Genomic DNA, 22,953 nt, shown 5'->3' with positions numbered 1-22,953 from the left:
TCGAGTGATCGCCGCGGACCCGGCTCAGCCTAGGAACGGGCTTCAGACCTCCCAATTCCGACGTCACGCAGTGACATGCGGCGACGCCCCACTGGACGACAGCCCAGCATCAGTCCGTCCCAGGCAGGTCGGCACTCGGCCGCCACAGCAGCCTGCACCCGGACATGCGAAGGGCCCCGCCGCTCCCTTCAGGGAGCGGCGGGGCCCTCGACCGGCGGAGCCGGAGATCAGTGGGCGTGCTCTCCGCGGCTGTGCTCGAAGACCATCCCGAAGACGCCCAGCATGGCGATCGGGAAGGCCAGCCCGACGATCCACCAGTCGATGGCCAGGCCGAGCACGAAGATCATGGCACCGGCGCCGAACAGCAGCGGCGTCCAGGACCACGGGGAGAAGTGCCCGTAGTCGCCGGCGCTGTCCGAGATCTCGCCCTCGAGGTCATCCTCAGGGAGCATCGCCTTGGCGCTGCGCAGCGTCAGCTGGAAGTAGACCGCAAGGAAGGCGGACATCACGCCGACGGCCAGCAGGGCCGGGAAGCCGACCAGCTCGTGGAAGTCGGTCACGAACCCGTAGATGAAGCCCACGACGATGCAGAACACCGTCAGCAGCCACATGACCTGGATCGTTGCCTTCATCGGGTGGCCTCCATGGTGTCGTGCTCGCGGCGATCCCGCTCGGTCGGGTTGGCCTCGGTGTCACCGGTGACCGGGTCCGGCGACAGGGCCGCCAGCTCCGGGTGGTGCAGGTCCAGGGCCGGGCGCTCCGAGCGGATGCGCGGCAGCGAGACGAAGTTGTGCCGCGGGGGCGGGCAGGACGTCGCCCACTCGAGCGAGCCGCCGAAGCCCCAGGGATCGTCGACCTCGACCTTCCTGCCGCGCTTGTGCGTGATGTACACGTTCCAGAAGAACGGGATCATCGAGGCTGCCAGCAGGAAGGCGCCGATGGTCGAGAACTGGTTCATGAACGTGAACCCGTCTTCCGGCATGTAATCGGCGTAGCGGCGGGGCATGCCCACCACACCGAGCCAGTGCTGGATCAGGAAGGTCATGTGGAAGCCCACGAAGAGCATCCAGAAGTGGACCTTGCCGACACGCTCGTTGAGCATCTTGCCGGTGAACTTGGGCCACCAGAAGTAGAACGCGGCGAACATGCCGAACACGACGGTGCCGAAGACCACGTAGTGGAAGTGGGCGACCACGAAGTAGGAGTCCGACACGTGGAAGTCCAGCGGCGGGGTGGCCAGGATGACGCCGGTCAGGCCGCCGAAGAGGAACGTGAACAGGAAGCCCAGGACCCACAGCATGGGAGTCTCGAAGGTGATCGAGCCCTGCCACATGGTGCCGATCCAGTTGAAGAACTTCACCCCCGTGGGCACCGCGATCATCATGGTCATGAACGAGAAGAACCCGAGCATGACCGAGCCGGTGACGTACATGTGGTGGGCCCACACGGTCACGGACAGCGCGGCGATGGCGATGGTCGCGAAGACCAGGCCGACATAGCCGAACAGCGGCTTGCGGGAGAACACCGGGATGATCTCCGAGACGATGCCGAAGAACGGCAGCGCCAGCACGTAGACCTCGGGGTGGCCGAAGAACCAGAACAGGTGCTGCCACAGGATCGCGCCGCCGTTCTCGGCGTCGAAGATATGCCCGCCCAGTCGACGGTCCATGCCCAGTGCGAACAGCGCGGCCGCCAGCGGCGGGAAGATCATGATGATCAGCAGCGCGGTGACCAGCGAGGTCCAGATGAACACCGGCATGCGCCACATGGTCATGCCCGGAGCGCGCATGCACAGGATCGTGGTGATGAAGTTGACGCCGCCCATGATCGTGCCGAAGCCCTGCAGGCCCAGGCCGAAGACCCAGAGGTCACCACCCACTCCCGGCGAGAACGTGGTCGAGTTCAGCGGAGCGTAGGCGAACCAGCCGAAGGACGCGGCGCCCTGCGGGGTCAGGAAGCCGATCACTGCGACGGTCGAGCCGAAGAGGAAGAACCAGAAGGCCAGCGCGTTCAGTCGCGGGAAGGCGACATCCGGCGCGCCGATCTGCAGCGGCACCAGCACGTTGGCCAGGCCGATGAACAGCGGGGTGCCGAACATCAGCAGCATCAGCGTGCCGTGCATGGTGAACAGCTGGTTGTACTGCTCCTTGGTCTCCAGGATCTGCATGCCCGGAGCGAAGAGCTCCGCGCGGATCAGCAGCGCCATGACACCGCCGAGGCAGAAGAAGGCGAAGGACGTGATCAGGTACATGTACCCGAGCGTCTTGTGGTCCGTGGTGGTCAGCCAGTTGACGATGATCCGGCCCTTGGACCGGGGGACGACCCGCGGTGCGACCGCGGTGGAGTCATTGGCTGAGTACTCGAGAGTGGTCATCGTCTCTCAATCCCTCAGTTCTCGTCGTACGTCGAGCCGGGCATGGAGTCCTGGTTCTCGATCGCTTCGTCGTTGGTGTTCGGGTTGCGGTCGTACTCGGTGCCGAGCTGACCGGTGTTGCCCTGGTCGCGCAGAGTCTGCATCTGCTGGTCGTACTCCTCCTGGGAGACGATCTCGACGTTGAAGAGCATCTCCGAGTGGTACTCGCCGCACAGCTCGGCGCACTTGCCCTGGAAGGTGCCCTCATCGCCAGTGGTGAACGACAGGTAGTTGGTCTGGTTCGGGATCATGTCCATCTTCTCGAGGAAGGCGGGAACCCAGAACGAGTGGATGACGTCGCGGGAGGTGACCTCCAGCTCGACATCGCTGTTCGCCGGCAGGTACAGCGTGGGCAGCGTCTCCTCGACGCCCTCCGAGCCGTCCGTGTTCAGGTGCGCCTGCGTGCCCGAGTAGTAGACGTCGTCATCGGTGTAGTTGAAGTCCCAGGCCCACTGCTTGCCGATGACCTGGACGGTGGTGTCCGGGTTGTCATGGCGCGGGGTGATGTCCGCCAGTGCGCGCTCCGAGAACACGAACAGCGTGACGACCAGAGCGATCGGCACGAAGGTGTAGAAGATCTCGAGCGGCAGGTGGTAGGCCACCTGGCGGGGGTAGCCGACCTCGTTCTTGCGACGGCGGTAGGCGATCATGCACCACAGCATCAGTCCCCAGGTCACGAGCCCGACCAGCATGGCCGCGATCCACGAGCCGACCCAGAGGTCGAGGATGGCCTGGGCGTTGTCCGTGGGGGCGGAGTCCCCCACTGGCATGAAGCCGTTGCGGACCTGCTGGTTCAGCTCCGCGGAGCAGCCCGTCAGGGCGAGCAGCGCTGCGCCTCCGAGAGCGCTCAGCGTGAGCGTCCGACGGCGTCGGCTGACGGTTCGGGAAAGCGAACTCACAGACAGCCCTTCCTGTTCTCGATCGCGGTCCCGCCCGTCACGCTGCTGGCGCGGGTCGGGAGCCTGGGGTTTCTCCTGGAGTTTACCCCCTGCGCCCCGAACGTGCTGACACTTCGTCAGCCGTGTGTCCTTGTTGCCGGGGCATGCTCGCGTCCCCCTAGGCCGGGTCCTGGGCGGGACGACGACGGGCCCCGCGCCTCCTGATCAGGAGGCGCGGGGCCCGTGCTGATGCGCTGCCGAGGCTCGCCCCGGTGCGGATCAGCTGAAGGAGTCGCCGCAGGCGCAGGAGCCCTGGGCGTTGGGGTTGTCGATGGAGAAGCCCTGCTTCTCGATCGTGTCCTCGAAGTCGATGGTGGAGCCCTCGAGGTAGGGCACCGACATCTTGTCGACGATGACCTCGACCCCGCCGAAGTCCTTGGCGGCGTCGCCGTCGAGGACGCGCTCGTCGAAGTAGAGCTGGTAGATCAGACCGGAGCAGCCGCCGGGCTGCACGGCCACGCGCAGGCGCAGGTCGGTGCGCCCCTCCTGCTCGAGCAGGCCGCTGACCTTCTGCGCGGCGGTATCGGTCAGATTGACCCCGTGCGTGGGCAGTCCCTCGGTGGTGACGGTGTCGGTGGTGACGGTCATGAGCTCTCTCCTCCTTGCTGTCCGCTCCTCGAGCTGAGGAGCGGGACGTGGCAGCCTTCCTGCGCCGTAGAACCAGTGTGGACCCGAGAACATTCCCGCGTCCATCCGCCGCGCGGTCGCGGCGCGCACGCCGGCTCCGGCGCGCCGGGGCAGCGGCTCAACTGCCCGACGAGGCCGCCCGAGCCGCGAGCCACAGCGCCTCGGCGAGGATCGCTCGGCGGTAGTCCTCCAGATGCAGGGACTCGTCGATCCCGTGGGCGCGCGTGTCTGGGTCCTCGATCCCCGTGACGAGGATCGCGGCCTCCGGGTACATGGCCTGCAGGTCGGCCGTGAACGGGATCGATCCGCCCATGCCCATCTCCACGCTGGGACGGCCCCAGGCCGCGCCCAGCGCCCAGAGCATCTCCTGGGCGGGAGGGGCCGAGGTGTCGGTGGCGAAGGCGGGACCGGTCTCCTCGATCTCGACCTCCACCCGGGCGCCGAAGGGAGCGTGCGACTCGAGGTGGCTCACCAGGGCCCGCGCGGCCTCCTTCGGGTCCTGGCCCGGGGCGATGCGCAGCGAGATCTTGGCCCGGGCGCTGGGGGCGATCGTGTTCGAGGCGACATCCACGGCGGTCGCGTCGAAGCCGGTGATCGAGATCGCCGGCTGCGTCCACAGCCTCGAGGTCAGGCTCCCCCGCCCGGCCAGCCGGACGTCCGGCAGCACTCCGGCATCGGCGCGGAACTGCTGCTCGTCGTAGTGCAGCTGATCGCCGCTCTCGGCTCCCTCGTGGCGCTGCAGGCCCTCGACGGCCACGGCGCCGTCGTCGTCGTGCAGCGTGGCGATCAGACGGGAGAGCAGCGTGGGCCCGTCCAGCACCGGCCCGCCGTAACCGCCGGAATGGAGGGTGTGGTCCACGCCGCTGACCTCGACGATCGCGCCCACGACGCCCCGAAGGCTGGTGGTCAGCGTGGGGACCCCGACCTGCCAGTTGGCGGAGTCGGCGATGACGATCGCATCGGCGGCCAGGGCCGAGCTGTGGCGGGCCAGGAACTCGGCGAAGTGCGGGGAGCCCGCCTCCTCCTCCCCCTCGATGAACATGGTGATGCCCAGGCCGTGGTCCTCTCCGAGTATCCGGCGCAGCACGCGCACGGCGGCCACGTGGGCCAGCACGCCTGCCTTGTCATCGGCTGCGCCTCGGCCCCACAGGCGCCCGTCGCGCTGCTGGGCCTCGAACGGCGGGGTGGTCCAGGCGGAGAGCTCTCCTGGGGGCTGGACATCGTGGTGGGCGTAGAGCAGGACCGTCGGGCGCCCTTCTGCGGCTTCCTTCCGGGCCAGGATCGCCGGGTGGGACTCGGAGCCGTCGGCCGCGTGGATCTCGACCGAGTCGAAGCCCTCGGCCTCGATCAGCGCGGCGACGGCCTTCGCCGATCGCTCGAGGGGCTCCTGGTCGAACGAGTCCCAGGCGATGCCGGGGATCGCCACCAGCTCGGTGAGCTGATCGATCACAGTCTCGAAATCGTCGTCGACCGCCCGGCGGAAGGCCTCGCGGTCGATGCCGGCCACATGGGCGGGGGCCGTCAGGGGCGGTGTCTGCTCGCTGTCGCTCATGGACGCCGATCCTAGCGACGACAGCGCGCTGCGTCGCGGGCGGTCGTCTAGACTCGACGGGTGATCGGACGCAGAAGCAAGGAAGCACAGACCACCGACGAGCCCGTCGGCGGCTCCACGGCCGCCGCCCCGGAGGCCGAGCAGACGGAGCACGACGAGGCTCGGCACCGCGGTCCCAAGACCGAGGGCAAGGGCCGTCCCACGCCCTCGCGCCGTCAGCAGGAGGCCGCGCGCGTGCGCCCGCTGGTCCCGGAGGACCGCAAGGCCGCCAAGCAGGCCGACCGCGCCGCCCGGCGCGAGCAGCGCCTCACGGCCCAGCAGGGGATGGCCGCCGGCGACCGCCGCTACCTGCCCGCACGCGATCAGGGCGAGCAGAAGGCCTTCGTGCGCGACTGGGTCGACTCCCGCTGGAACGTCGCGGAGGTCCTCATGCCCATCGCGCTGATCGCCCTGGTCTTCCTGCTGATCCCCTCCGGGTTGCAGCAGATCGGTGTGGCCGTGTTCTACGCGCTGATCGCCATGGCGGTGCTCGACAGCATCCTGCTGGTCATCGGCGTGCGTCGCGGCCTGAACCGCAAGTTCGGCAGCCGCGAGTCCGGCACGAGCTTCTACGCGGTGACCCGCGCCATGAACCTGCGCTCGACTCGCATGCCCCGCCCCCAGGTCAAGCGCGGCCAGCGCCCCTCCTGAGTCTCCCTCCTCGCTCCTGCGCGGTGCGAGCAGCTGTGCTGAAGGCCCTCTCCCCGCGGGGAGAGGGCCTTCAGCCGCTCTTGAGGGCTCGTGCTCAGCCCCGGCGCGCGCGGCGGCCCGGACGGCGGCTCCCGCGACGCAGCCCGCGCACGATCCTGGCGGCGTAGAACGGCCCCTCGTAGAGGAAGGCCGTGTAGCCCTGGACCAGATCGGCACCGGCCTCCAGCCGGCGCCGGGCGTCCTCGGCGGAGGCGACTCCCCCGGCGGCGATGATCGTGAGCCGGTCCCCCACGTGCGCGCGGACGATGCGCAGGACCTCCTCGGCCCGCGGGGCCAGCGGCGCGCCCGAGAGGCCTCCGGCGCCGATCTTCGCGACCGCCCCCGGATCGGTGCGCAGCCCCAGGCCATCGCGGGCGATCGTCGTGTTCGTGGTGGCGATCCCGTCCAGGCCCAGCTCCAGGGCCAGGTCGGCAACAGCGCGGACGTCGTCATCGGCCAGGTCCGGGGCGATCTTCACGAGCAGCGGGATGCGGCGCCCCGCAGCGGCCTCCGACTCCTCCCGCACGGCGGCGAGGATGGGCCGCAGCGACTCGACGGCCTGCAGCTCGCGCAGTCCCGGGGTGTTCGGCGAGGAGACGTTGACCATCATGTAGTCGGCCAGCGGAGCGAGCTGGCGGGTCGAGGCGCGGTAGTCGGCCACGGCGTCCTCGAGCGCGACCGCCTTGGTCTTGCCGATGTTGACCCCGATGACCGGACGGGCCCGCCCGGACCAGTCGGCGTCGAGCTCGCGACGGGCCCGGGCCAGGCGAGGTGCGACGGCTGCGGCGCCGTCGTTGTTAAAGCCCATCCGGTTGATGACGGCGCGGTCCTCGACCAGGCGGAACAGCCTCGGCTGCGGGTTGCCCGGCTGCGCCTGGGCGGTCACCGTCCCGATCTCCACATGCCCGAAGCCCAGGTCCGCCAGCGCGGGGATCCCCTGGGCGCCCTTGTCGAAGCCGGCGGCCAGTCCGAAGCGCGACGGGAAGCGCAGGCCCATGACCTCCACGGCCTGATCGCGACCGGGCCCGCACAGCCGGCGCAGCACCGCCGAGACGCCGAGGCTGCGGCACAGGCGGATGCCCAGGAAGCCGAGGTGATGGGCCCGCTCGGGATCCATCCCGGAGAACGCGAGGCGGAAGAACATAGGGTAGAGGCGCATGACCGACATTCTCGCAGAATGCCGGCGCCGTTCGTCGCGCCCGCCCCAGGAGGCAGCCATCGTGCCCAGTGCCCAGGACCGGCTCCCGCGTTCGGACGACGGGGACCAGGAGGGCCTCTGGGACGAAGACGTGCTGGGCCCGGGCTTCGAGTCCCGTCGGCTGCGGGTCACCGGCCGCGGAGCCCATGACCGCGCAACGCTGGTGCGCCACCTCCCCTGGCTGGATCCCGTCCACGAGCGCCTCGACGCCGAGTCCTGGCGGCGAGCCCCCGGCACGGTGATCTACGTCCACGGCTGGTCGGACTACTTCGCGAATCCCGAGCTCGCCCGCACGGTCTCGGCGGCCGGGTTCCGCTTCTACGCCGTGGACCTGCACGGCTACGGCCGCGCCCTGGACGACGACGTCCTGGCCCGTCCGGACGTCCCCGGCTACGCCGAGTCCATGCGCGAGTACCGCGAGGACCTGCAGCAGGCCGTGCGCGCGATCGACGAGGACGGCGCACCGGCCGAACCGGGGCGCATCGTGTGGATCGGGCACTCGACCGGAGGGCTGCTGCTCAGCCTTGCGGCCCTGCTGGCCCAGGAGCCTCCGGCGGGCCTCGCACTGGCCACGCCGTGGATCGCCTCGCATGCCCACGACCTCACGGGCCGGGCCCTGGTCGCCGTGCTACGCAGGGTGCCGCGGCGCTGGCACGGCCGTCCGCTGCCGCTGCGGCTGACGAGCAGCTACTACCGCAGCCTCTCGGCCGACCACGAGGGTGAATGGGAGCTGGACCCGCGCTGGCGCCCGCAGACCTCGTTCCCGCTCACGGTCGGCTTCCTGCTGGCCGCGCACCAGGGGCATCTGCGGCTGCGCCAGCTGCACCTCGCCGGATCCCAGGTGCAGGCCCCGGTGCTGCTGCAGACCGCCCGCGCCAGCCTGTTCCTGCCGTGGTGGACTCCGCTGGCCAGCCGCCGCGACACGGTGCTGGACGTGCGGCAGGTGCGGCGCGGGATCGGGGTGCTGTCCCGTACGCCGCGGGTGATCTCCTACGACAGCGGCCTGCACGACATCCACCGCTCCGCCCCGCAGGTGCGCGAGCGGGCCTTCGCCGATCTCAGCGGGTGGCTGCGCGAGATCGCACAGCGCCTGCCCGGCGGCTGAGGACCGGCTCAGGCGCCGCCGGTCACCTTGTCCACGGCCCCGCCGTAGCGGCGGTCGCGACGGGCGAACTCCTCGACGGCGGCCCACAGCGTCCGACGATCGACGTCCGGCCACAGGACGTCCTGGAAGACGAGCTCGGCGTAGGCCGACTGCCACAGCATGAAGTTGGAGATCCGCTGCTCTCCGGAGGAGCGCAGGAACAGATCGACGTCCGGCAGATCCGGCTCGTCGAGGTAGGCCTGAAGGGTCTTCTCGTCGATCTTTTGAGGGTTGAGGCGGCCGTCGGAGGCATCGCGGGCCATGGCGGCTGCGGCATCGGCGATCTCGGCCCGTCCGCCGTAGTTCACGCACATGGTCAGCGTGGCGACGTCGTGGTCGCGGGTCTCCCGCTCGGCGGTCTCGAGCCGGTCGATCACCGAGCGCCACAGGCGCGGCCTGCGCCCCGCCCAGCGGATCCGCACGCCCCACTCGTGGAACGTGTCGATCTGGCGCTGCATGACCTCGGCCGTGAAGTTCATGATGAAGGCGACCTCGCTGGGCGAGCGCTTCCAGTTCTCGGTCGAGAACGCGTAGGCCGAGACGTACGGGATGCCCATCTCGATGGCCCCGGCGACCACATCCACCAGGGCCCGCTCCCCCGCGCGATGGCCCTCGTTGCGCGGCAGGCCCCGCTCATTGGCCCAGCGCCCGTTGCCGTCCATCACCACGGCCACGTGCTTCGGCACGAACTGCGCGGGGATCGCCGGAGCCACGGCACCGGAGGGGTGTGCCGGGGGCGGGGAGAAGCGGCTCACAGGGGTCCTCTCGACGGGAGGTCAGTCGCGCTCGACGAGCGGCAGCGACTTCACGGCGTGCTCCAGGTGGAACTGGACGTAGGCGCCGATGATACCGGCGGCGGCCCGGGCTGTGCGGGGATCGACCGCATCCACCTGGGGCCAGTCACCGTCCAGCAGCGCCTGCAGGTGGGCGACCACACGGACGTCCGGCGACAGCGAGCCGGGCGGGCGGCAGCGATCGCAGACCATCCCGCCCAGCTGCGCGCTGAACGACCGATGCGGACCCGGGTCCCCGCACTGGGCGCAGACCGTGAACGACGGCGCCCACCCCGCCGCGGCCACGGCCCTCAGCAGGTACGAGTCCAGCAGCTGATCCGGGGCGTGCAGCCCCCGCGCCAGAGCGGAGAGGGCGCCGATCAGCAGGTCGTACTGCGGCCGGGTCTCCTGGCCGTCGTCGGTCGAGAGCTGCTCGGCCGCCTCGACCATGGCCGCTGCCGCGGTGAACCGGGAGTAGTCCGAGGCGATCGCCGTGGACCACGTCTTGCGCGCCACCGCCTGGGAGACGATGTCCAGGCTGCGGCCGTGCACGAGCTGCAGGTCCGAGAGGGTGAACGGCTCGAGCCGGGAGCCGAACTTGGAGCTCGTGCGCCGCACGCCCTTGGCCACGGCCCGGACCTGACCGTGCTCCCGCGTCAGCAGAATCACGATCCGGTCGGCCTCCCCCAGCGGGTAGGTCCGCAGCACGACCCCGGTGTCCCGATAGGACGCCGAGGCGAACGACGAGCCACGGGCCACGGCGGTCTCAGGCCTCCTGCGACGCCGCGCGGGCCGCGCGGTTGACCGCCGAGACGACGGCCTTCAGCGAGGAGCGCGTGGTCGAGGAGTCGATGCCCGCGCCCCACAGGACCTGCTCCCCCACCGCGAGCTCGACGAACGAGGCCGCGTGGGCGTCCGAGGCCGCCGAGAGCGTGTGCTCCGAGTAGTCGAGCAGGCGCAGGTCGACGCCCTCGGCGCGCAGGATCTGGATCAGGGCGTCGATCGGGCCGTTGCCGCTGGCAGTGCGCTGGCGCGCGACGCCGTCGATCTGCAGGCCGAGATCCAGGCGGGTGTCGCCGTCGCTGTCCGAATGCGTGCTGATCGAAGTCAGACGGTAGCGGCCCCAGCGGTTGCCGTCGTGATCGGCAGGCAGGTACTCGTCCTGGAAGATCTCCCAGATCTGCTCGCCGCTGATCTCGCTGCCGCTGTCCTCCGTGTGGCGCTGGACCACGCCGGAGAACTCGATCTGGGCGCGGCGCGGGAGGGTGAGCCCGTGCTCGGTCTTCAGGAGGTAGGCCACCCCGCCCTTGCCGGACTGCGAGTTCACGCGGATCACGGCCTCGTAGGACCGGCCCAGGTCCTTGGGGTCGATCGGCAGGTACGGCACGGCCCATTCGAGCTCGTCGACCGAGACGCCCTGGCGCTGAGCATCCGCCTGCATGGCGTCGAAGCCCTTGTTGATGGCGTCCTGGTGCGAGCCGGAGAACGCGGTGAAGACCAGGTCGCCGCCGTACGGGGAGCGCTCCGGTACCGGCAGCTGGTTCGCCGTCTCCACGGTGGAGCGGATGTGCGCGATGTCCGAGAAGTCGATCATGGGATCCACGCCCTGGGTGAGCATGTTCAGGCCCAGGGTCACCAGATCCACGTTGCCGGTGCGCTCGCCGTTGCCGAACAGGCAGCCCTCGATGCGATCCGCACCGGCCAGGTAGCCGAGCTCGGCGGCGGCCACGCCGGTGCCGCGGTCGTTGTGCGGGTGCAGGGACAGGATCGTCGAGTCGCGGTGGTACAGGTTGCGCGTCATCCACTCGATCGAATCGGCGTAGACGTTGGGGGTCGCCATCTCGACGGTGGCCGGCAGGTTCAGGATCATCTCTCGGTCGCCGCCGATCTCGAAGGTCTCGGCGACCTCGTTGGAGATCCGCGCCGCGAACTCGAGCTCGGTGCCGGTGAACGACTCGGGCGAGTACTCGTAGACGATCCTGGTGTCGGTCGTGGCCGCGAGCTGCTCCTCGTACTTCATGCACAGGCGCGCACCCGTCAGGGCGATGTCGACGATCCCGTCCTCATCCGAGCGGAACACCACCCGGCGCTGGAGGACCGACGTCGAGTTGTAGAGGTGCACGATCGCCTGCGGGGCGCCGGCGATGGCCTCGAACGTGCGCTGGATGAGGTGCTCGCGCGACTGGGTCAGGACCTGGATCGAGACGTCCTCGGGAATGCGGTCCTCGTCGATGAGGCGGCGCACGAAGTCGAAGTCGACCTGCGAGGCGGACGGGAAGCCGACCTCGATCTCCTTGTAGCCCATCTTCACGAGCAGCTCGAACAACATCAGCTTGCGCTGGGAGTCCATGGGGTCGATCAGGGCCTGGTTGCCGTCGCGCAGATCCACGGCGCACCAGCGCGGGGCCTGCGTGATGATCTTGTCCGGCCAGGTGCGATTCGGCAGGGAGAACGGGATCTGTTCGTGGAACGGGCGGTACTTGTGCGTGGGCATGCCCGAGGGCTTCTGGCGATTCTGCATGGGTGTACCTGTCTCTGACGCCGCGCGGGAGCACCGCGCGGCATGGGTGAGAAGTGGACCGGGCCGGGCATGACGAGCGCCGCAGCGGGATCCGGCCCTTCCTGGCGATCTCGGCGCCCCGGCGACCGTGGCGGTCAGGGGCGGGATCAGGCCAGGATCAGGACCCGCTGCGGCAGATCAGCAGTAGCTTCGCGGCCGTGCACATGGCCTCGACCGTATCACCACGGACCGGCCTCTGAGGCACTGCCCGCGGCATCACTGCTGGCAGGTGAACTGCTCGGCCGTCTGACCGCTGTACTGCTCCGGGACCTCGGAGTCGACGGCCATGGTCTCCCCCTGGGCGAAGTCCTCGCCCACCGTCAGCGAGAGGCCGCTGAGCAGGTCGTCGCCGGGGGCGATCTGCGATTCGGGGATGCCGAGCTCGTCGGCGACCTGCTCCGCGGCGCCCTGCCAGCCCATGGCGTAGTGCAGCTGGGTGCCCGGCAGGTCCTCCTCGGACTGCTCGCCGAGCTCGGCGAGGTCGTAGCCGGCCTCGCCGAGCCGGTCGACGAGCTCCTGGTCCCGATCCTCGGCGCCCGAGGCGTTGTTCACCGTCACGGGCACCGTGTCGGGGCTGAAGGCCGCGCCCGTGGGCTCGGCGGTCGCATTCCCGGTGGGTGCGGCGGTGGCTGTGGCACTGGCGCCGGCCGAGGCCGACGGCGACGCGGAGGCCTCCGGCTGCCCGTCCTCGGTCAGGGAGCCGTCCTGGCGCAGGACCTCGAAGAGCTCCTCGGCCGGCTCCTCGTCGAGCTGCAGGCGGTTGGGATCCTCCGGGTAGACCTCGGCGGGCACCGACACGAAGACCACGCGCGAGAGGTCCACATTCGCCAGCTCCCCGGCCAGCCCCACGATGCGCGTGACATTGCCCAGCTCCTGGTCCACATGGAGGTTCTGGGTCATGACATCGGCGATCTCGTAGAGCGCCGGCAGATTGCTCAGGGTGCCCTCGGCCTTCAGCTTGCGCGCCAGCGAGGACATGAACTGCTGCTGCGAGCGGATGCGGGACTCGTCGCCGCCGTCGCCGAAGGCCGCCCGGGAGCGCAGGAACGCCAGGGCCTGCTCGCCCTCCACCGTGGAGGTGCCCGCCGACAGCTCCAGTCCGGACTTGGGATCGTCGACCTCGTGGTTCACGCAGACCTCCACGCCGCCCACGCTGCGCGACAGCTCGGTCACGGCGTCGAAGTCGGCGAGCATGAAGTGATCGATGCTCAGGCCGGTGAGCTCGTTGATCGCTGCCACCGTGCAGCCGGGGCCGCCGTTCTCCCCCGCCGAGTTGAGCATGGCGGCATCCTGCGCAGGGTAGGTCTGGCCGGTCTCCGGATCCGTGCACTCGGGGATCTCCACCATCAGATCGCGGGGGAAGGACACGACCGTGACGTCCTCGCGGTCCTCCGAGATGTGGGCCAGCATCATGACGTCCGTCTTGCCGCCGCCGTTGCCCTCCTCGACCTCCCCGTAGCGGGAGTTGCCCTCACCGGCGCGGGTGTCCGAGCCGAGGATGAGGATGTCGGTGGCCCCGGAGTCCTCCGCCTCTTCCTGCCCCAGGTTCAGCGGGCTGGTGACCAGGTTCTGCTGCAGCTTGAAGATGCTCAGCCCGCCGATGCCCACCACGACGGCCAGAAGCATGGCCGCGATGATCAGTCCCCAGCGCCGCCCCTCCGGCGGCGCGGACGCGGCACTCCAGTGACGACCGAGCTGCTCCGGCTCGGTGGTGCGCTCGTCGGCTGCTGCGTCATCTCGGGGGTGTGTGCTCACGTGCTCTGTTCCGGTCGATCTGGGGGGGTGGCCTCGGGGCTTCAGAAGCCGAGCCGTGACATCTGCCGCGGGTCGCGCTGCCATTCCTTGGCCACCTTCACGTGCAGGCTGAGGTAGACCCGGGTGCCGAGCAGCCGCTCGATCGAAGCACGAGACGTGGCGCCGATCTCCCGGAGGCGGGCCCCTTGCTTGCCGATCACGATGGCCTTCTGCGACGGGCGCTCCACATACAGCGAGACGTGCACGTCCAGCATGGGATCGTCCTCGGGCCGGTCCTCGCGCGGGATCATGTCGTCGCACACGGCAGCCAGTGAGTGCGGCAGCTCGTCGCGCACGCCCTCAAGGGCCGCCTCGCGCACGAGCTCGGCCACGAGCGTCATCTCCGGCTCGTCCGTGAGGTCACCGTCCGGGTACAGGGGCGGGGAGATCGGCATGTGCGAGATCAGCAGCTCGGCCAGCTCCTCGAGCTGGAAGCTGTCGACCGCCGAGACGGGGATGACATCGGCGAATCCGATGTCCTCGGGCACCGGAGTCGGCGTGTAGTCGCGCCCGCGCTTCCTGGCCCTGATGCCCTGACGGCGCTGGAACTCCACATGCTCCGCGGTGAGCACCTCGCGACCCATGGCCTCCACGGCCATGAGCTGCTCGGCGAGCTCCCCGCGATCGACCTTGTCCGCCTTGGTGATGATCGCGACGATCGGCTTGCGCCCAGCACTGGCAAGCTGCTGGGCGATGAAGCGGTCGCCGGGGCCGATCTTCTCGTCCGCCGGGATGCAGATGCCCAGGACGTCGACCTCGCTGAGGGTCTCGCTCACGAGCTCGTTGAGCCGCTCCCCCAGCAGCGTGCGCGGGCGGTGGACCCCCGGCGTGTCGACGAGCACGAGCTGGCCGCTGTCCCGGTGCACGATCCCGCGGATGGTGTGGCGCGTGGTCTGCGGGCGGTTGGACGTGATCGCGATCTTCTCGCCGACCAGCGCATTGGTCAGCGTGGACTTGCCGACGTTGGGCCGTCCCACGAAGACGGCGAAGCCCGCGCGCGTCTGTGCGGGATCATCCCACTGCGCGGGGCCGCCGGTCCGGGTTGTCTCGCTCATCTTCAGGTGCTGCTCTCAGGTGTCGTGGTGAGGACGGGATGGCCGCTGCGGTGCGCTCGGCGGCGGTTCAGCGGATGGTCTCGGCGGGGGCCTGCCGGCCCAGGAAGCCGCTGAGCAGCTGTCGCTGCAGGGCGAACATGGTCGTGCGCTCGTCGTCCTCGGCATGGTCGTGGCCGAGCAGGTGCAGGATGCCGTGCACGGTCAGCAGGGCGAACTCGTCCTCGGTGCTGTGCCCGGCCTCGGCGGCCTGCCTGGCGGCCACCGGCGGGCACAGCACGATGTCCCCGAGCACGCCCTCGGTCGGCTCCTGGGCGGTGCCGGCGCGCAGCTCGTCCATGGGGAAGGACAGGACGTCGGTGGGCCCGGGAAGATCCATCCACTGCACGTGCAGCTCGGACATCTCGTCCTCGTCGACCACGGCGATCGACAGCTCGACGGACTTCGACAGGTGCAGCTCGCGGAAGCAGTGCTCGACCAGCTCCCGCTGCCGCGCCGGGACGTACGCCTCCCAGCTGGCGCGATCGGCGGCCGTGGCGTCCTCCGGCAGCGGGCGGATGTCGAACTCGACGCTCATGCGCCCTCCCCCTGCTGCTCCTGTGCGTCCTGCGACGTCCCGCGCTGGGCTGCGGCCTCACGACGGGCGTCCTTGCGCTCGCGGCGCTCCTGGCGCCGGCGGTTGGTCACGCCGAAGACCTCGTAGGCATCGACGATCCGCCCCACCAGCTCGTGGCGCACGACATCGTCGCTGGTCAGCTCAGGGAAGGCGATGTCCTCGACGCCGTGGAGGATGTGCTCGACCTGGCGCAGGCCCGAGGACGTGCCGCCGGGCAGGTCCACCTGGGTGATGTCGCCGGTGACCACGATCTTGGAGCCGAAGCCCAGGCGGGTGAGGAACATCTTCATCTGCTCGGGCGTGGTGTTCTGGGCCTCGTCGAGGATGATGAAGGAGTCGTTGAGCGTGCGCCCGCGCATGTAGGCCAGCGGGGCCACCTCGATGGTCCCGGCCTCCATGAGCTTGGGAATCGCGTCCGGGTCGAGCATCTCGTGCAGGGCATCGAAGAGCGGCCGCAGGTAGGGGTCGATCTTCTCGTTGAGGGAGCCGGGCAGGAAGCCCAGCCGCTCGCCGGCCTCGACCGCGGGACGCGTGAGGATCAGCCGCGAGACCTCCTTGCGCTGCAGCGCCTGCACCGCCTTGGCCATGGCCAGGTACGTCTTGCCTGTGCCGGCCGGGCCGATGCCGAAGGTCACGGTGTGGTCGTCGATGGCGTCCACGTAGAGCTTCTGGTTGATCGTCTTGGGGCGGATGGTGCGCCCGCGCGAGCTGAGGATGTCCTGGTTCAGAGCGCTCGAGGGCCGTGCCGCCGCATCCCTGCCCAGGATGCCCATCAGCTGCGCGATCACCTGCGGGGTGACGAGCGTCCCCTGGGAGGCCAGGGCTCGGATCTCCTCGAGCAGCGCGACGACGACGGCGACGTCCTCCGCGCGGCCGTCGACCGAGACGGTGAGGTCGTGGGCGCGCAGATGGGTGCCCGGACGGGCCAGCTCGATCTGGGTCAGCGCGGAATCGGCCTGGCCGATGCTGCGCACCATGGTCTCGCGGTCGTGGAAGACGACGGTGCGCCGCACGCGCTCCTGCTCCGGGGACGCGTCCTGCGCGGGTGCCCCGACGGGACGCTGCGGGTCCGCTTCGGTGTCCGAGAGGGTGCTGTGATCCATGGTGAGGGCCGTGTGGCCGCTGCCGCCTTCCGTTGCGCTGCGCGTGGTCTGCTCCGCACGGGAGGCTGCAGCTGGTGCAGGCCGAGGTGCGGTTCGAGGGCCCATGCTATCGCGCCGGTGCGACGCGCCGGCGGGCGGCTGTGCCGCCGTGGATGCTCACCAGCGCCCGAGAGCGCAGGACAGCACGGCCACGGCAGCGGCCCCTGCCGTGGAGGAGCGCAGGACCTCCGGGCCCAGCAGCATCGGCTGAGCCCCGGCCTGCACGAAGCGCTCGAGCTCCGCGTCCGAGACGCCGCCCTCCGGGCCCACGATCAGCCCGATCCCCTCCAGGTCCTCGTGGGACGCCAGCTCCGGAAGCAGCTCGGTGAGACGCTGCTGCGCGCTCTCGTGCAGGACCAGCCAGCGGGTGCCCGGCGCCTCCTCGATGAGCCGGGCCAGCGAGAAGCTCGTGACCGGCTCGCGCAGCTGCGGCCAGCGAGCCCGTCGGGACTGCTTGGCCGCCGAAGTCAGGGCGGACTCCCACTTGGCCAGCTGCTTGGCCTGGCGCTCGGGGCGCAGCTTGGCGATCGAGCGCTCGGCCTGCCACGGGATCACGGCCTCGACGCCGAGCTCGGTGCAGGACTCGACGGCCTGCAGATCACGGTCGCCCTTGGCCAGGGCCTGCACGAGGACCAGCTCGGGGCTGCGCGCCGGCTCCTGCACGGAGTCCTCGACGCGCAGCTCGATCCGGTCGCCAGCGGCGCTCACGACGCTGCCGGTGACCCGCAGCCCGCGGCCGTCGACGAGCTCGAGCCGCTCGCCGGTGCTCAGGCGCCGCACGGTGGCGGCGTGGCGGGCCTCAGGGCCGCTGAGCACGATCTGCTCCCCCGTGCCGGCGCCGAGCAGCTCGGTCTTGGCGAGGAAGACGGGCAGCGTGGTCATGTCCGGCGCCTCACTGATCCGCGAAGCGGTCGCGCAGCCGCGAGAAGAACCCGCCGCCGCCCCCGCGCTCCTGCGTGCGGCTCACGGCGGTTCCGGTGTGCTGCTCCTCGCCGCGCAGGGAGGCCAGCCGGGTGAGCAGCTCGCGCTGCTCGCCGGTGAGGTCCTCGGGGGTCTCGACCTCCAGGTGCACCACCAGATCGCCGCGCTCCCCGCTCTGGCTGCGCAGGCGGGTGGAGCCCAGGCCCTCGACCCGGCGGGTCTGACCCGACTGGGTGCCTGCGGGGATCGAGATCTCCTGGGGGCCGTCGAAGGTGTCGAGCTTGAGGGTGGTGCCCAGCGCGGCCGAGGTCATGGGGATCCGCACGGTGACGTGCAGGTCGTCGCCGTCGCGGGTGAACGTGGGGTCCTGGGTGACCTTGGTCTCCACGTACAGGTCGCCGCTGGGGCCGCCGGCCACGCCGGCCTCGCCCTGCCCCGACAGGCGGATGCGCACTCCGCTGCGCACGCCGGCGGGGATCTTGACGTTCAGCGGGCGCTTGTCGCGCACGCGCCCGTGGCCGTAGCACTCCTGGCACGGGGACTTGATGACATCGCCGTAGCCGCGGCAGGTGGGGCACTCGGCCACGGTCATCACGGTGCCCAGGGGCGAGCGGATGGGCTGGCGGACCTGGCCCTGGCCGCCGCAGTCGGTGCACTGCTCGGGGTGGGTGCCCGGCTGGCAGCAGGTGCCCTGGCACTCGGGGCACACGACCGCGGTGTCCACCGTGATCCGCTTCTGGGTGCCGAAGACGGCCTCCTGCAGGGAGACGTCCACGGTGATCAGAGCGTCCTGGCCCTGGCGCGTGCGGGACTTGGGGCCCTGGGCTCCGCCGCCCTGGAAGAAGGCGTCGAAGATGTCGCCGAAGCCCCCGAACCCGCCGCCGCCGCCGAAGCCGCCTCCGCCGAAGCCGGACTCGCCGTTCTCATTGCCGGTGGCGTCGTAGATGCGCCGCTTCTCCGGGTCGGAGAGGACGTCGTTGGCGTGGGAGACGCGCTTGAACTCATCGGCGGCATCCGGCGACGGGTTGACGTCCGGGTGCAGCTGACGGGCCTTCTTGCGGTAGGCGCGCTTGATCTCCTCGGCGGAGGCGTCCCGGGACACGCCCAGGGTCTCGTAGTGATCGCTCACAGGTCGTTCCGTCCTCGTCATCTCTGGGATTCGTGGTCTGCGCGCCCCTCGCCGGGCGCATGGCCGGGCTCAAGGAGAGCGCGAGTCTGTTCGGTGCGGCTCAGCTGGGCAGCGAGCGCGAGAGGTAGCTGGCCACGGCGCGCACCGCCGCCATGGTCTGCGGGTAGTCCATGCGGGTGGGTCCCAGCACGCCGAGCTTGGCCCTGCGCTGCGGACCGTATCCGGTGGCCACGACAGCGGTCTCGACCAGCGGGTCCGAGGAGTCCTCCGCGCCGATGCGCACGGCCACCCCGCGCTCGTCCTGCTCCATCTCCGAGAGCAGCTGCAGGAGGGTGACCTGCTCTTCGAGCGCCTCCAGCACGGGGCCGATGCTGCGGCGGAAGTCGTCGGTGGACTGGGCCAGGTTCGCGGTGCCTGCCAGCAGCATGCGCTGCCCGGACGCGCTGTCCAGCACGGCGGCCACGGCCGCGGCCGCCGCCTCCAGCAGGGGCTGCTCGGCCGGGGGCGCCTGCTGGGCCGCGGCCATCACGGCCGCACCGGCTCCGTCCAGTGGATGCCCGACGACCGCGCCCAGCAGCCTCGCCCGGGCATCCAGGACGACGGACTCGGCCACCGGCTCGGGCATGCGCAGCATCCGCTGGGAGACCCGGCCGTCGGTGGGGATCACGACCAGCAGGACCTGGTGCTCGTCCATGCGCACCAGCTCCAGGTGCCGCAGCACGGCCGAGCTCACCGACGGGTACTGCACGACCGCCACCTGGTGGGTGAGCTGCGAGAGCAGGCGCACCGTGCGCTCCATGACGTCGTCGATGCCGTCGGCGCCCTCGAGCAGGGTCTGGATCGCGCGGCGCCGGGCCGGGGTCAGCGGCTGGACCGCCGCGATCCGGTCGACGAACTCGCGATACCCCTTGGCCGTGGGGATCCGACCCGAGGAGGTGTGGGGGGCCATGATCAGGCCCTCCTCCTCCAGCACGCCCATGTCGTTGCGCACGGTCGCCGAGGACACGCCGAGGGCGTGGCGCTCGACGAGGGCCTGGGAGCCCACCGGCTCCCGGGAGTGGACATAGTCCTCCACGATGGCCTGCAGGACCTGCAGCCGCCGGGGGTGATCCATGTTCCGCTCCTTCCTGCGCTGTGCGTGCTCGCTCGGAGGACCATTCTGGCACTCGGGGGCGCACACTGCTAAGCCAGTGTAGGCGGGCTCACGCCTCCGCGCTCGCACCGGGGCATTGGTACGCTCGCCGCTGATCCGCCCGGAGGCGCCCCCTCCGGCGCGCCGCACCACCACGTCCGTCGATCTGGAGGCCGCCATGCCCCCTTCGTCCTGGGGACCGCGCTCCCTCAGCGACCTGTCCGCCTCGAACCGCCCGCCCGAGCCGCGTCAGCTGCCGGTGGCCCGCGGCATGGTCCTCGAGCAGTTCGAGACCGGCTGGGTCGGGGCCGTGGTGCGTCTGGAGACGATAGGCGGCATGCGCGTGCTCAGCCTCGAGGACCGTCGGGGCAGGATCCGCAGCTTCCCCCTGGGGCCCGGCTTCCTCTTCGAGGGCGAGCCCGTGATCGCTGCCGAGCCTCAGCGCCGCAGCGCCCCAAGGCTCCCGCGCGCACCCGCTCCGGGTCGGTCGAGGTGGAGGGCTTCCGCGCCCGCACGGCCCAGGCCTCCCGCATTTGGGTCGAGGGCAAGCACGACGCCGAGCTGGTCGCGAAGGTCTGGGGCCACGACCTGGCGGTCGAGGGCATCGTGGTCGAGCCGCTGCACGGCGTGGACGATCTGGCCGCGGCCGTCGCGGAGTTCTCCCCCGGGCCGTCGCGGCGCCTGGGCATCCTGGTCGATCACCTGGTCGCAGGCTCCAAGGAGTCCCGGATCGCCGAGGAGGCCATGCGGGTGCCGTCCGCCCCCGGCAACGTGGCGGTGCTGGGCCACCCGTACATCGACATCTGGCAGGCCGTGAAGCCCAGCGCCATGGGCATCCGCGCCTGGCCCGAGGTGCCGCGCGGGATCGATTGGAAGACCGGGATCTGCCGCGGACTGGGCTGGCCGCACGAGACCCCCGAGGACATCGGACGGGCCTGGAGCTCGATCCTCTCCCGCGTGGACACCTACGCCGATCTGGAGCCGGCGCTGCTCGGGCGCGTCGAGGAGCTCATCGACTTCGTCACGGTCCCCGGCAGCGCCTGAGCAACCCGTCACACGGGGCCTCCCACGAAGCCCTCGGAGGCCGTCAGCGGCTAGACTGTGCAGGACCCGAGCGCCTCCCCGACCCCCAGGGGACCTGCGGCGCCCGCTCGACCGGCCCTGCCGGTCACACGACCTCGAAGGTGGACAGTGGCCGTCTCCAGCAGCAGCCCCCAGCGACTCAGCGACTCCGGTGCCGAGCCGGCCGACCCCGGATCCGACGACCAGGCGGCCCTCGCGCCGAACGAGTACGAGGGGCTCAGCGCCCAGCCCGGTCCGGTCTCCGTCTCGGACGATCAGCAGCTGGCCACACTGACGCACATGCTCGGAGTGGTCGGATGCGTGCCCAGCATGAGCATCCACCGCTGGGCCAGGGGCCGCGCCCGCTTCACCGAGCAGGAGTCCCTGGAGGCCGCCAACTTCACGCTGCTGCCCACCCTCGTGGTGATCGCCGGCGCGCTGCTGGCCTTCATCCCGTGGGTCGGCTGGATCTTCGCCATCCTGGCCGCCGCAGCCTGGCTGATCCTCGCCATCTCTTCGGTCGCCGCAGCCGTCTCCGCCAACTCCGGGCGTCCGTACCGCTACCGCCTCAACTGGTACCTCTACGACGCCCTGGCGAGCCGACGCCAGGAGCGCCGCCGGGAGCGCGAGACCTCCGGTCCGGTCACAGCCCAGGGCCAGGTCGTCACCCCCAGCGGCCGCACCGCTGATGCCCCCGAGCCGGGTGCCGGCGCGCAGAACTGACCCGGACGCCCCACGGCACGCGCAGAGGGCCCCGCTTCGGCGGGGCCTTCTGCATGTCAGCCGCAGGTCTGCCCGGCCGTGGACCGGCCGTTCCGACGGGTCCGAGAGCCCTGCGGCTCAGTCGACGAGCAGCCGCCGCACCACGGCGTCCCCGAGCAGGCGGCCGCGCAGCGCGAGCACGAGCCGGCCCTGCAGCGCGCTGCGGCCGTCGATCAGCTCCTCCGCCACCAGCCCCGCGATCTGCTCGCGCCCCTCCGGACGCAGCGCCGTGAGCGGCATGCCGTCTGCGATGCGGGATTCGAGCATCACGCGCTCCATGTACCGGGTGTCGTCGTCGAGCTGCTCGCGGCCCACGGCGGGAGAGAGGCCCCTGCGCACCGTCTGCGCGTACGGCATGGGGTGCTTGCGGTTCCACCAGCGCACGCCGCCCACGTGGCTGTGGGCGCCGGGGCCGACGCCCCACCAGTCCTGGTTGTGCCAGTAGGCGAGGTTGTGCGCCGAGCGGTTCTCCAGCGCGCTGCGCCCGCCCGCGACCCGGGACCAGTTGGAGATCTCGTACCACTCGAAGCCTGCCTCGGAGAGCATCTGCTCGGCGATCCCGTACTTCTCGGCCTGGTCGTCCGGGTCCACCGGGTCCACGTCGCCGCGGCGCATCTGCGCCGCCATGCGCGTGCCGTCCTCCACGATCAGGGAGTAGGCGGAGAGGTGGTCCGGCTCCAGGGAGATGGCCTGGCGCAGCGACTCCCTCCAGTCCTCGAGCGACTCCCCCGGCGTGCCGTAGATCAGATCCGTGCTCACGGACAGCCCGGCCTCCTTGGCCCACTGCACGACCCTCGGCACGTTGGCGGGATCGTGGGTGCGCTCCAGGGTGCGCAGGACGTGCGGCACCGCGGACTGGACGCCGAAGGACACGCGGGTGAATCCTCCGTCGGCCAGCGTCTGCAGGTCCTCCCGGGTCACCGAGTCGGGATTGGCCTCGGTGGTGACCTCCGCGCCCTCCAGCAGACCGAAGCTCCCGCGGGCGCTGTCCAGGATCTCCACGAGCGCCGAGGAGGCCAGCCGGGTGGGCGTGCCCCCGCCGAAGAAGACGGTGTGCAGTCCACGGCGCGCCGCCCCGGAGCGCTCGAGCGCCTCGCGGGCGAACTCGATCTCGCGCACGGCCTCGAGGTGGTAGGCCGCCTGCGAGACGTCGGGGCCCAGCTCCAGGGCGGTGTACGTGTTGAAGTCGCAGTAGCCGCAGCGCACGGAGCAGAACGGCACGTGCACGTACAGGCTCAGGGTCCGCTCGTCGCTTCCGTGAGCGGCGGTCTCCGGGAGCAGCCCGTCCTCCGGAGGGGTCTCGCCATCGGGCAGAGAGGGCATCTTCATCCTTCGAGTTCTACTTCAGGTTTGGATTATTTGCGCGGACTTCACGTTCGATGTGAACTCCAGGGCGGAGCTCCCGTGCA

20 protein-coding genes and 1 pseudogene are annotated in these 22,953 nt (G+C 70.7%); 4 read left to right on the top strand and 17 right to left on the bottom strand.

Going from position 1 to position 22,953, the window contains the following annotated elements:
* Nucleotides 1–227: 227 nt before the first annotated feature.
* The 5 genes from OVA15_RS03985 to OVA15_RS03965 form a co-directional block, all read right to left on the bottom strand.
* Nucleotides 228–632 (bottom strand): cytochrome c oxidase subunit 4, encoded by a 405-nt coding sequence (locus OVA15_RS03985; protein WP_268143238.1) that lies wholly within the window; start codon nucleotides 630–632, stop codon nucleotides 228–230.
* Complete coding sequence (gene ctaD, locus OVA15_RS03980; RefSeq protein WP_268143236.1) at nucleotides 629–2,374, bottom strand: aa3-type cytochrome oxidase subunit I; 1,746 nt, start codon at nucleotides 2,372–2,374, stop codon at nucleotides 629–631. The genes OVA15_RS03985 and ctaD overlap by 4 nt, the downstream gene beginning before the upstream one ends.
* Nucleotides 2,375–2,388: 14 nt before the next feature.
* On the bottom strand, nucleotides 2,389–3,312 hold the full coding sequence (ctaC, locus tag OVA15_RS03975) for an aa3-type cytochrome oxidase subunit II (protein ID WP_268143233.1): 924 nt from the start codon (nucleotides 3,310–3,312) through the stop codon (nucleotides 2,389–2,391).
* A 258-nt stretch (nucleotides 3,313–3,570) separates the two neighbouring features.
* The gene (locus OVA15_RS03970) at nucleotides 3,571–3,939 is read right to left on the bottom strand and encodes a HesB/IscA family protein (RefSeq protein WP_006213232.1); all 369 of its coding nucleotides are present in this window, start codon (nucleotides 3,937–3,939) and stop codon (nucleotides 3,571–3,573) included.
* 157 nt (nucleotides 3,940–4,096) lie between these two features.
* Nucleotides 4,097–5,530 carry a dipeptidase gene (locus OVA15_RS03965; protein WP_268143231.1) on the bottom strand — a complete coding sequence of 478 codons (1,434 nt, stop codon included), beginning with the start codon at nucleotides 5,528–5,530 and terminating at the stop codon, nucleotides 4,097–4,099.
* Nucleotides 5,531–5,590: 60 nt separating this feature from the next.
* On the opposite strand from OVA15_RS03965, the gene OVA15_RS03960 reads away from it, so the two are divergent.
* Complete coding sequence (locus OVA15_RS03960; protein WP_024290489.1) at nucleotides 5,591–6,220, top strand: DUF3043 domain-containing protein; 630 nt, start codon at nucleotides 5,591–5,593, stop codon at nucleotides 6,218–6,220.
* Nucleotides 6,221–6,314: 94 nt separating this feature from the next.
* On the opposite strand, the gene OVA15_RS03955 is transcribed toward OVA15_RS03960, so the two are convergent.
* Nucleotides 6,315–7,418, bottom strand: coding sequence for a quinone-dependent dihydroorotate dehydrogenase (locus OVA15_RS03955; RefSeq protein WP_204781726.1), 1,104 nt, complete (start codon nucleotides 7,416–7,418; stop codon nucleotides 6,315–6,317).
* A 61-nt stretch (nucleotides 7,419–7,479) separates the two neighbouring features.
* On the opposite strand from OVA15_RS03955, the gene OVA15_RS03950 reads away from it, so the two are divergent.
* On the top strand, nucleotides 7,480–8,562 hold the full coding sequence (locus OVA15_RS03950; RefSeq protein ID WP_268143228.1) for an alpha/beta hydrolase: 1,083 nt from the start codon (nucleotides 7,480–7,482) through the stop codon (nucleotides 8,560–8,562).
* 8 nt (nucleotides 8,563–8,570) lie between these two features.
* Here OVA15_RS03950 and OVA15_RS03945 read toward each other — a convergent pair whose 3' ends face one another.
* From OVA15_RS03945 to hrcA, 10 genes are all read right to left on the bottom strand, one after another.
* Nucleotides 8,571–9,356 carry an isoprenyl transferase gene (locus tag OVA15_RS03945; RefSeq protein WP_268143226.1) on the bottom strand — a complete coding sequence of 262 codons (786 nt, stop codon included), beginning with the start codon at nucleotides 9,354–9,356 and terminating at the stop codon, nucleotides 8,571–8,573.
* Between the two features lie 21 nt (nucleotides 9,357–9,377).
* On the bottom strand, nucleotides 9,378–10,133 hold the full coding sequence (gene recO, locus OVA15_RS03940) for a DNA repair protein RecO (protein ID WP_268143223.1): 756 nt from the start codon (nucleotides 10,131–10,133) through the stop codon (nucleotides 9,378–9,380).
* A gap of 7 nt (nucleotides 10,134–10,140) precedes the next feature.
* Nucleotides 10,141–11,895 carry a 2-isopropylmalate synthase gene (gene leuA / locus OVA15_RS03935; RefSeq protein WP_268143221.1) on the bottom strand — a complete coding sequence of 585 codons (1,755 nt, stop codon included), beginning with the start codon at nucleotides 11,893–11,895 and terminating at the stop codon, nucleotides 10,141–10,143.
* A gap of 255 nt (nucleotides 11,896–12,150) precedes the next feature.
* Entirely contained in the window at nucleotides 12,151–13,689 is a 1,539-nt protein-coding gene (locus OVA15_RS03930; protein ID WP_268143219.1) for an LCP family protein, read from the bottom strand.
* Nucleotides 13,690–13,730: 41 nt separating this feature from the next.
* Nucleotides 13,731–14,783 (bottom strand): GTPase Era, encoded by a 1,053-nt coding sequence (locus tag OVA15_RS03925; RefSeq protein WP_006213241.1) that lies wholly within the window; start codon nucleotides 14,781–14,783, stop codon nucleotides 13,731–13,733.
* Nucleotides 14,784–14,850: 67 nt separating this feature from the next.
* Nucleotides 14,851–15,357 carry an rRNA maturation RNase YbeY gene (gene ybeY, locus OVA15_RS03920; RefSeq protein ID WP_006213242.1) on the bottom strand — a complete coding sequence of 169 codons (507 nt, stop codon included), beginning with the start codon at nucleotides 15,355–15,357 and terminating at the stop codon, nucleotides 14,851–14,853.
* Entirely contained in the window at nucleotides 15,354–16,373 is a 1,020-nt protein-coding gene (locus OVA15_RS03915) for a PhoH family protein (RefSeq protein ID WP_231861304.1), read from the bottom strand. The genes ybeY and OVA15_RS03915 overlap by 4 nt, the downstream gene beginning before the upstream one ends.
* A 282-nt stretch (nucleotides 16,374–16,655) precedes the next feature.
* Nucleotides 16,656–17,420, bottom strand: coding sequence for a 16S rRNA (uracil(1498)-N(3))-methyltransferase (locus OVA15_RS03910; protein WP_058870927.1), 765 nt, complete (start codon nucleotides 17,418–17,420; stop codon nucleotides 16,656–16,658).
* A gap of 10 nt (nucleotides 17,421–17,430) precedes the next feature.
* Nucleotides 17,431–18,588, bottom strand: a complete 1,158-nt coding sequence (dnaJ, locus tag OVA15_RS03905) for a molecular chaperone DnaJ (RefSeq protein ID WP_006213245.1) — start codon at nucleotides 18,586–18,588, stop codon at nucleotides 17,431–17,433.
* Nucleotides 18,589–18,688: 100 nt separating this feature from the next.
* The gene (gene hrcA / locus OVA15_RS03900) at nucleotides 18,689–19,702 is read right to left on the bottom strand and encodes a heat-inducible transcriptional repressor HrcA (protein ID WP_268143212.1); all 1,014 of its coding nucleotides are present in this window, start codon (nucleotides 19,700–19,702) and stop codon (nucleotides 18,689–18,691) included.
* Nucleotides 19,703–19,898: 196 nt separating this feature from the next.
* On the opposite strand from hrcA, the pseudogene OVA15_RS03895 reads away from it, so the two are divergent.
* Nucleotides 19,899–20,764 (top strand): annotated as a pseudogene (locus OVA15_RS03895) (DUF3097 domain-containing protein).
* 147 nt (nucleotides 20,765–20,911) lie between these two features.
* Entirely contained in the window at nucleotides 20,912–21,505 is a 594-nt protein-coding gene (locus OVA15_RS03890) for a DUF4870 domain-containing protein (protein WP_268143210.1), read from the top strand.
* A gap of 117 nt (nucleotides 21,506–21,622) precedes the next feature.
* Here the strand turns inward: OVA15_RS03890 and hemW are convergent, their stop codons facing one another.
* Nucleotides 21,623–22,867 carry a radical SAM family heme chaperone HemW gene (gene hemW / locus OVA15_RS03885; protein ID WP_268143208.1) on the bottom strand — a complete coding sequence of 415 codons (1,245 nt, stop codon included), beginning with the start codon at nucleotides 22,865–22,867 and terminating at the stop codon, nucleotides 21,623–21,625.
* Nucleotides 22,868–22,953 lie beyond the last annotated feature (86 nt).

Source organism: Kocuria sp. SL71, assembly GCF_026672465.1.
Taxonomy (GTDB): Bacteria; Actinomycetota; Actinomycetes; order Actinomycetales; family Micrococcaceae; genus Kocuria; species Kocuria palustris.
This window is presented reverse-complemented; position numbering and strand designations above follow the sequence as displayed.

What these genes read in the sequence shown, in the direction of transcription:
- hemW (WP_268143208.1), bottom strand. Translation starts at nt 22,867, where the DNA reads ATGCCCTCTCTGCCCGATGGCGAGACCCCTCCGGAGGACGGGCTGCTC.
- hrcA (WP_268143212.1), bottom strand. Translation starts at nt 19,702, where the DNA reads ATGGATCACCCCCGGCGGCTGCAGGTCCTGCAGGCCATCGTGGAGGAC.
- OVA15_RS03955 (WP_204781726.1), bottom strand. Translation starts at nt 7,418, where the DNA reads ATGCGCCTCTACCCTATGTTCTTCCGCCTCGCGTTCTCCGGGATGGAT.
- OVA15_RS03965 (WP_268143231.1), bottom strand. Translation starts at nt 5,530, where the DNA reads ATGAGCGACAGCGAGCAGACACCGCCCCTGACGGCCCCCGCCCATGTG.
- OVA15_RS03915 (WP_231861304.1), bottom strand. Translation starts at nt 16,373, where the DNA reads ATGGTGCGCAGCATCGGCCAGGCCGATTCCGCGCTGACCCAGATCGAG.
- OVA15_RS03985 (WP_268143238.1), bottom strand. Translation starts at nt 632, where the DNA reads ATGAAGGCAACGATCCAGGTCATGTGGCTGCTGACGGTGTTCTGCATC.
- OVA15_RS03970 (WP_006213232.1), bottom strand. Translation starts at nt 3,939, where the DNA reads ATGACCGTCACCACCGACACCGTCACCACCGAGGGACTGCCCACGCAC.
- OVA15_RS03910 (WP_058870927.1), bottom strand. Translation starts at nt 17,420, where the DNA reads ATGACCACGCTGCCCGTCTTCCTCGCCAAGACCGAGCTGCTCGGCGCC.
- ybeY (WP_006213242.1), bottom strand. Translation starts at nt 15,357, where the DNA reads ATGAGCGTCGAGTTCGACATCCGCCCGCTGCCGGAGGACGCCACGGCC.
- ctaD (WP_268143236.1), bottom strand. Translation starts at nt 2,374, where the DNA reads ATGACCACTCTCGAGTACTCAGCCAATGACTCCACCGCGGTCGCACCG.
- OVA15_RS03925 (WP_006213241.1), bottom strand. Translation starts at nt 14,783, where the DNA reads ATGAGCGAGACAACCCGGACCGGCGGCCCCGCGCAGTGGGATGATCCC.
- leuA (WP_268143221.1), bottom strand. Translation starts at nt 11,895, where the DNA reads ATGCAGAATCGCCAGAAGCCCTCGGGCATGCCCACGCACAAGTACCGC.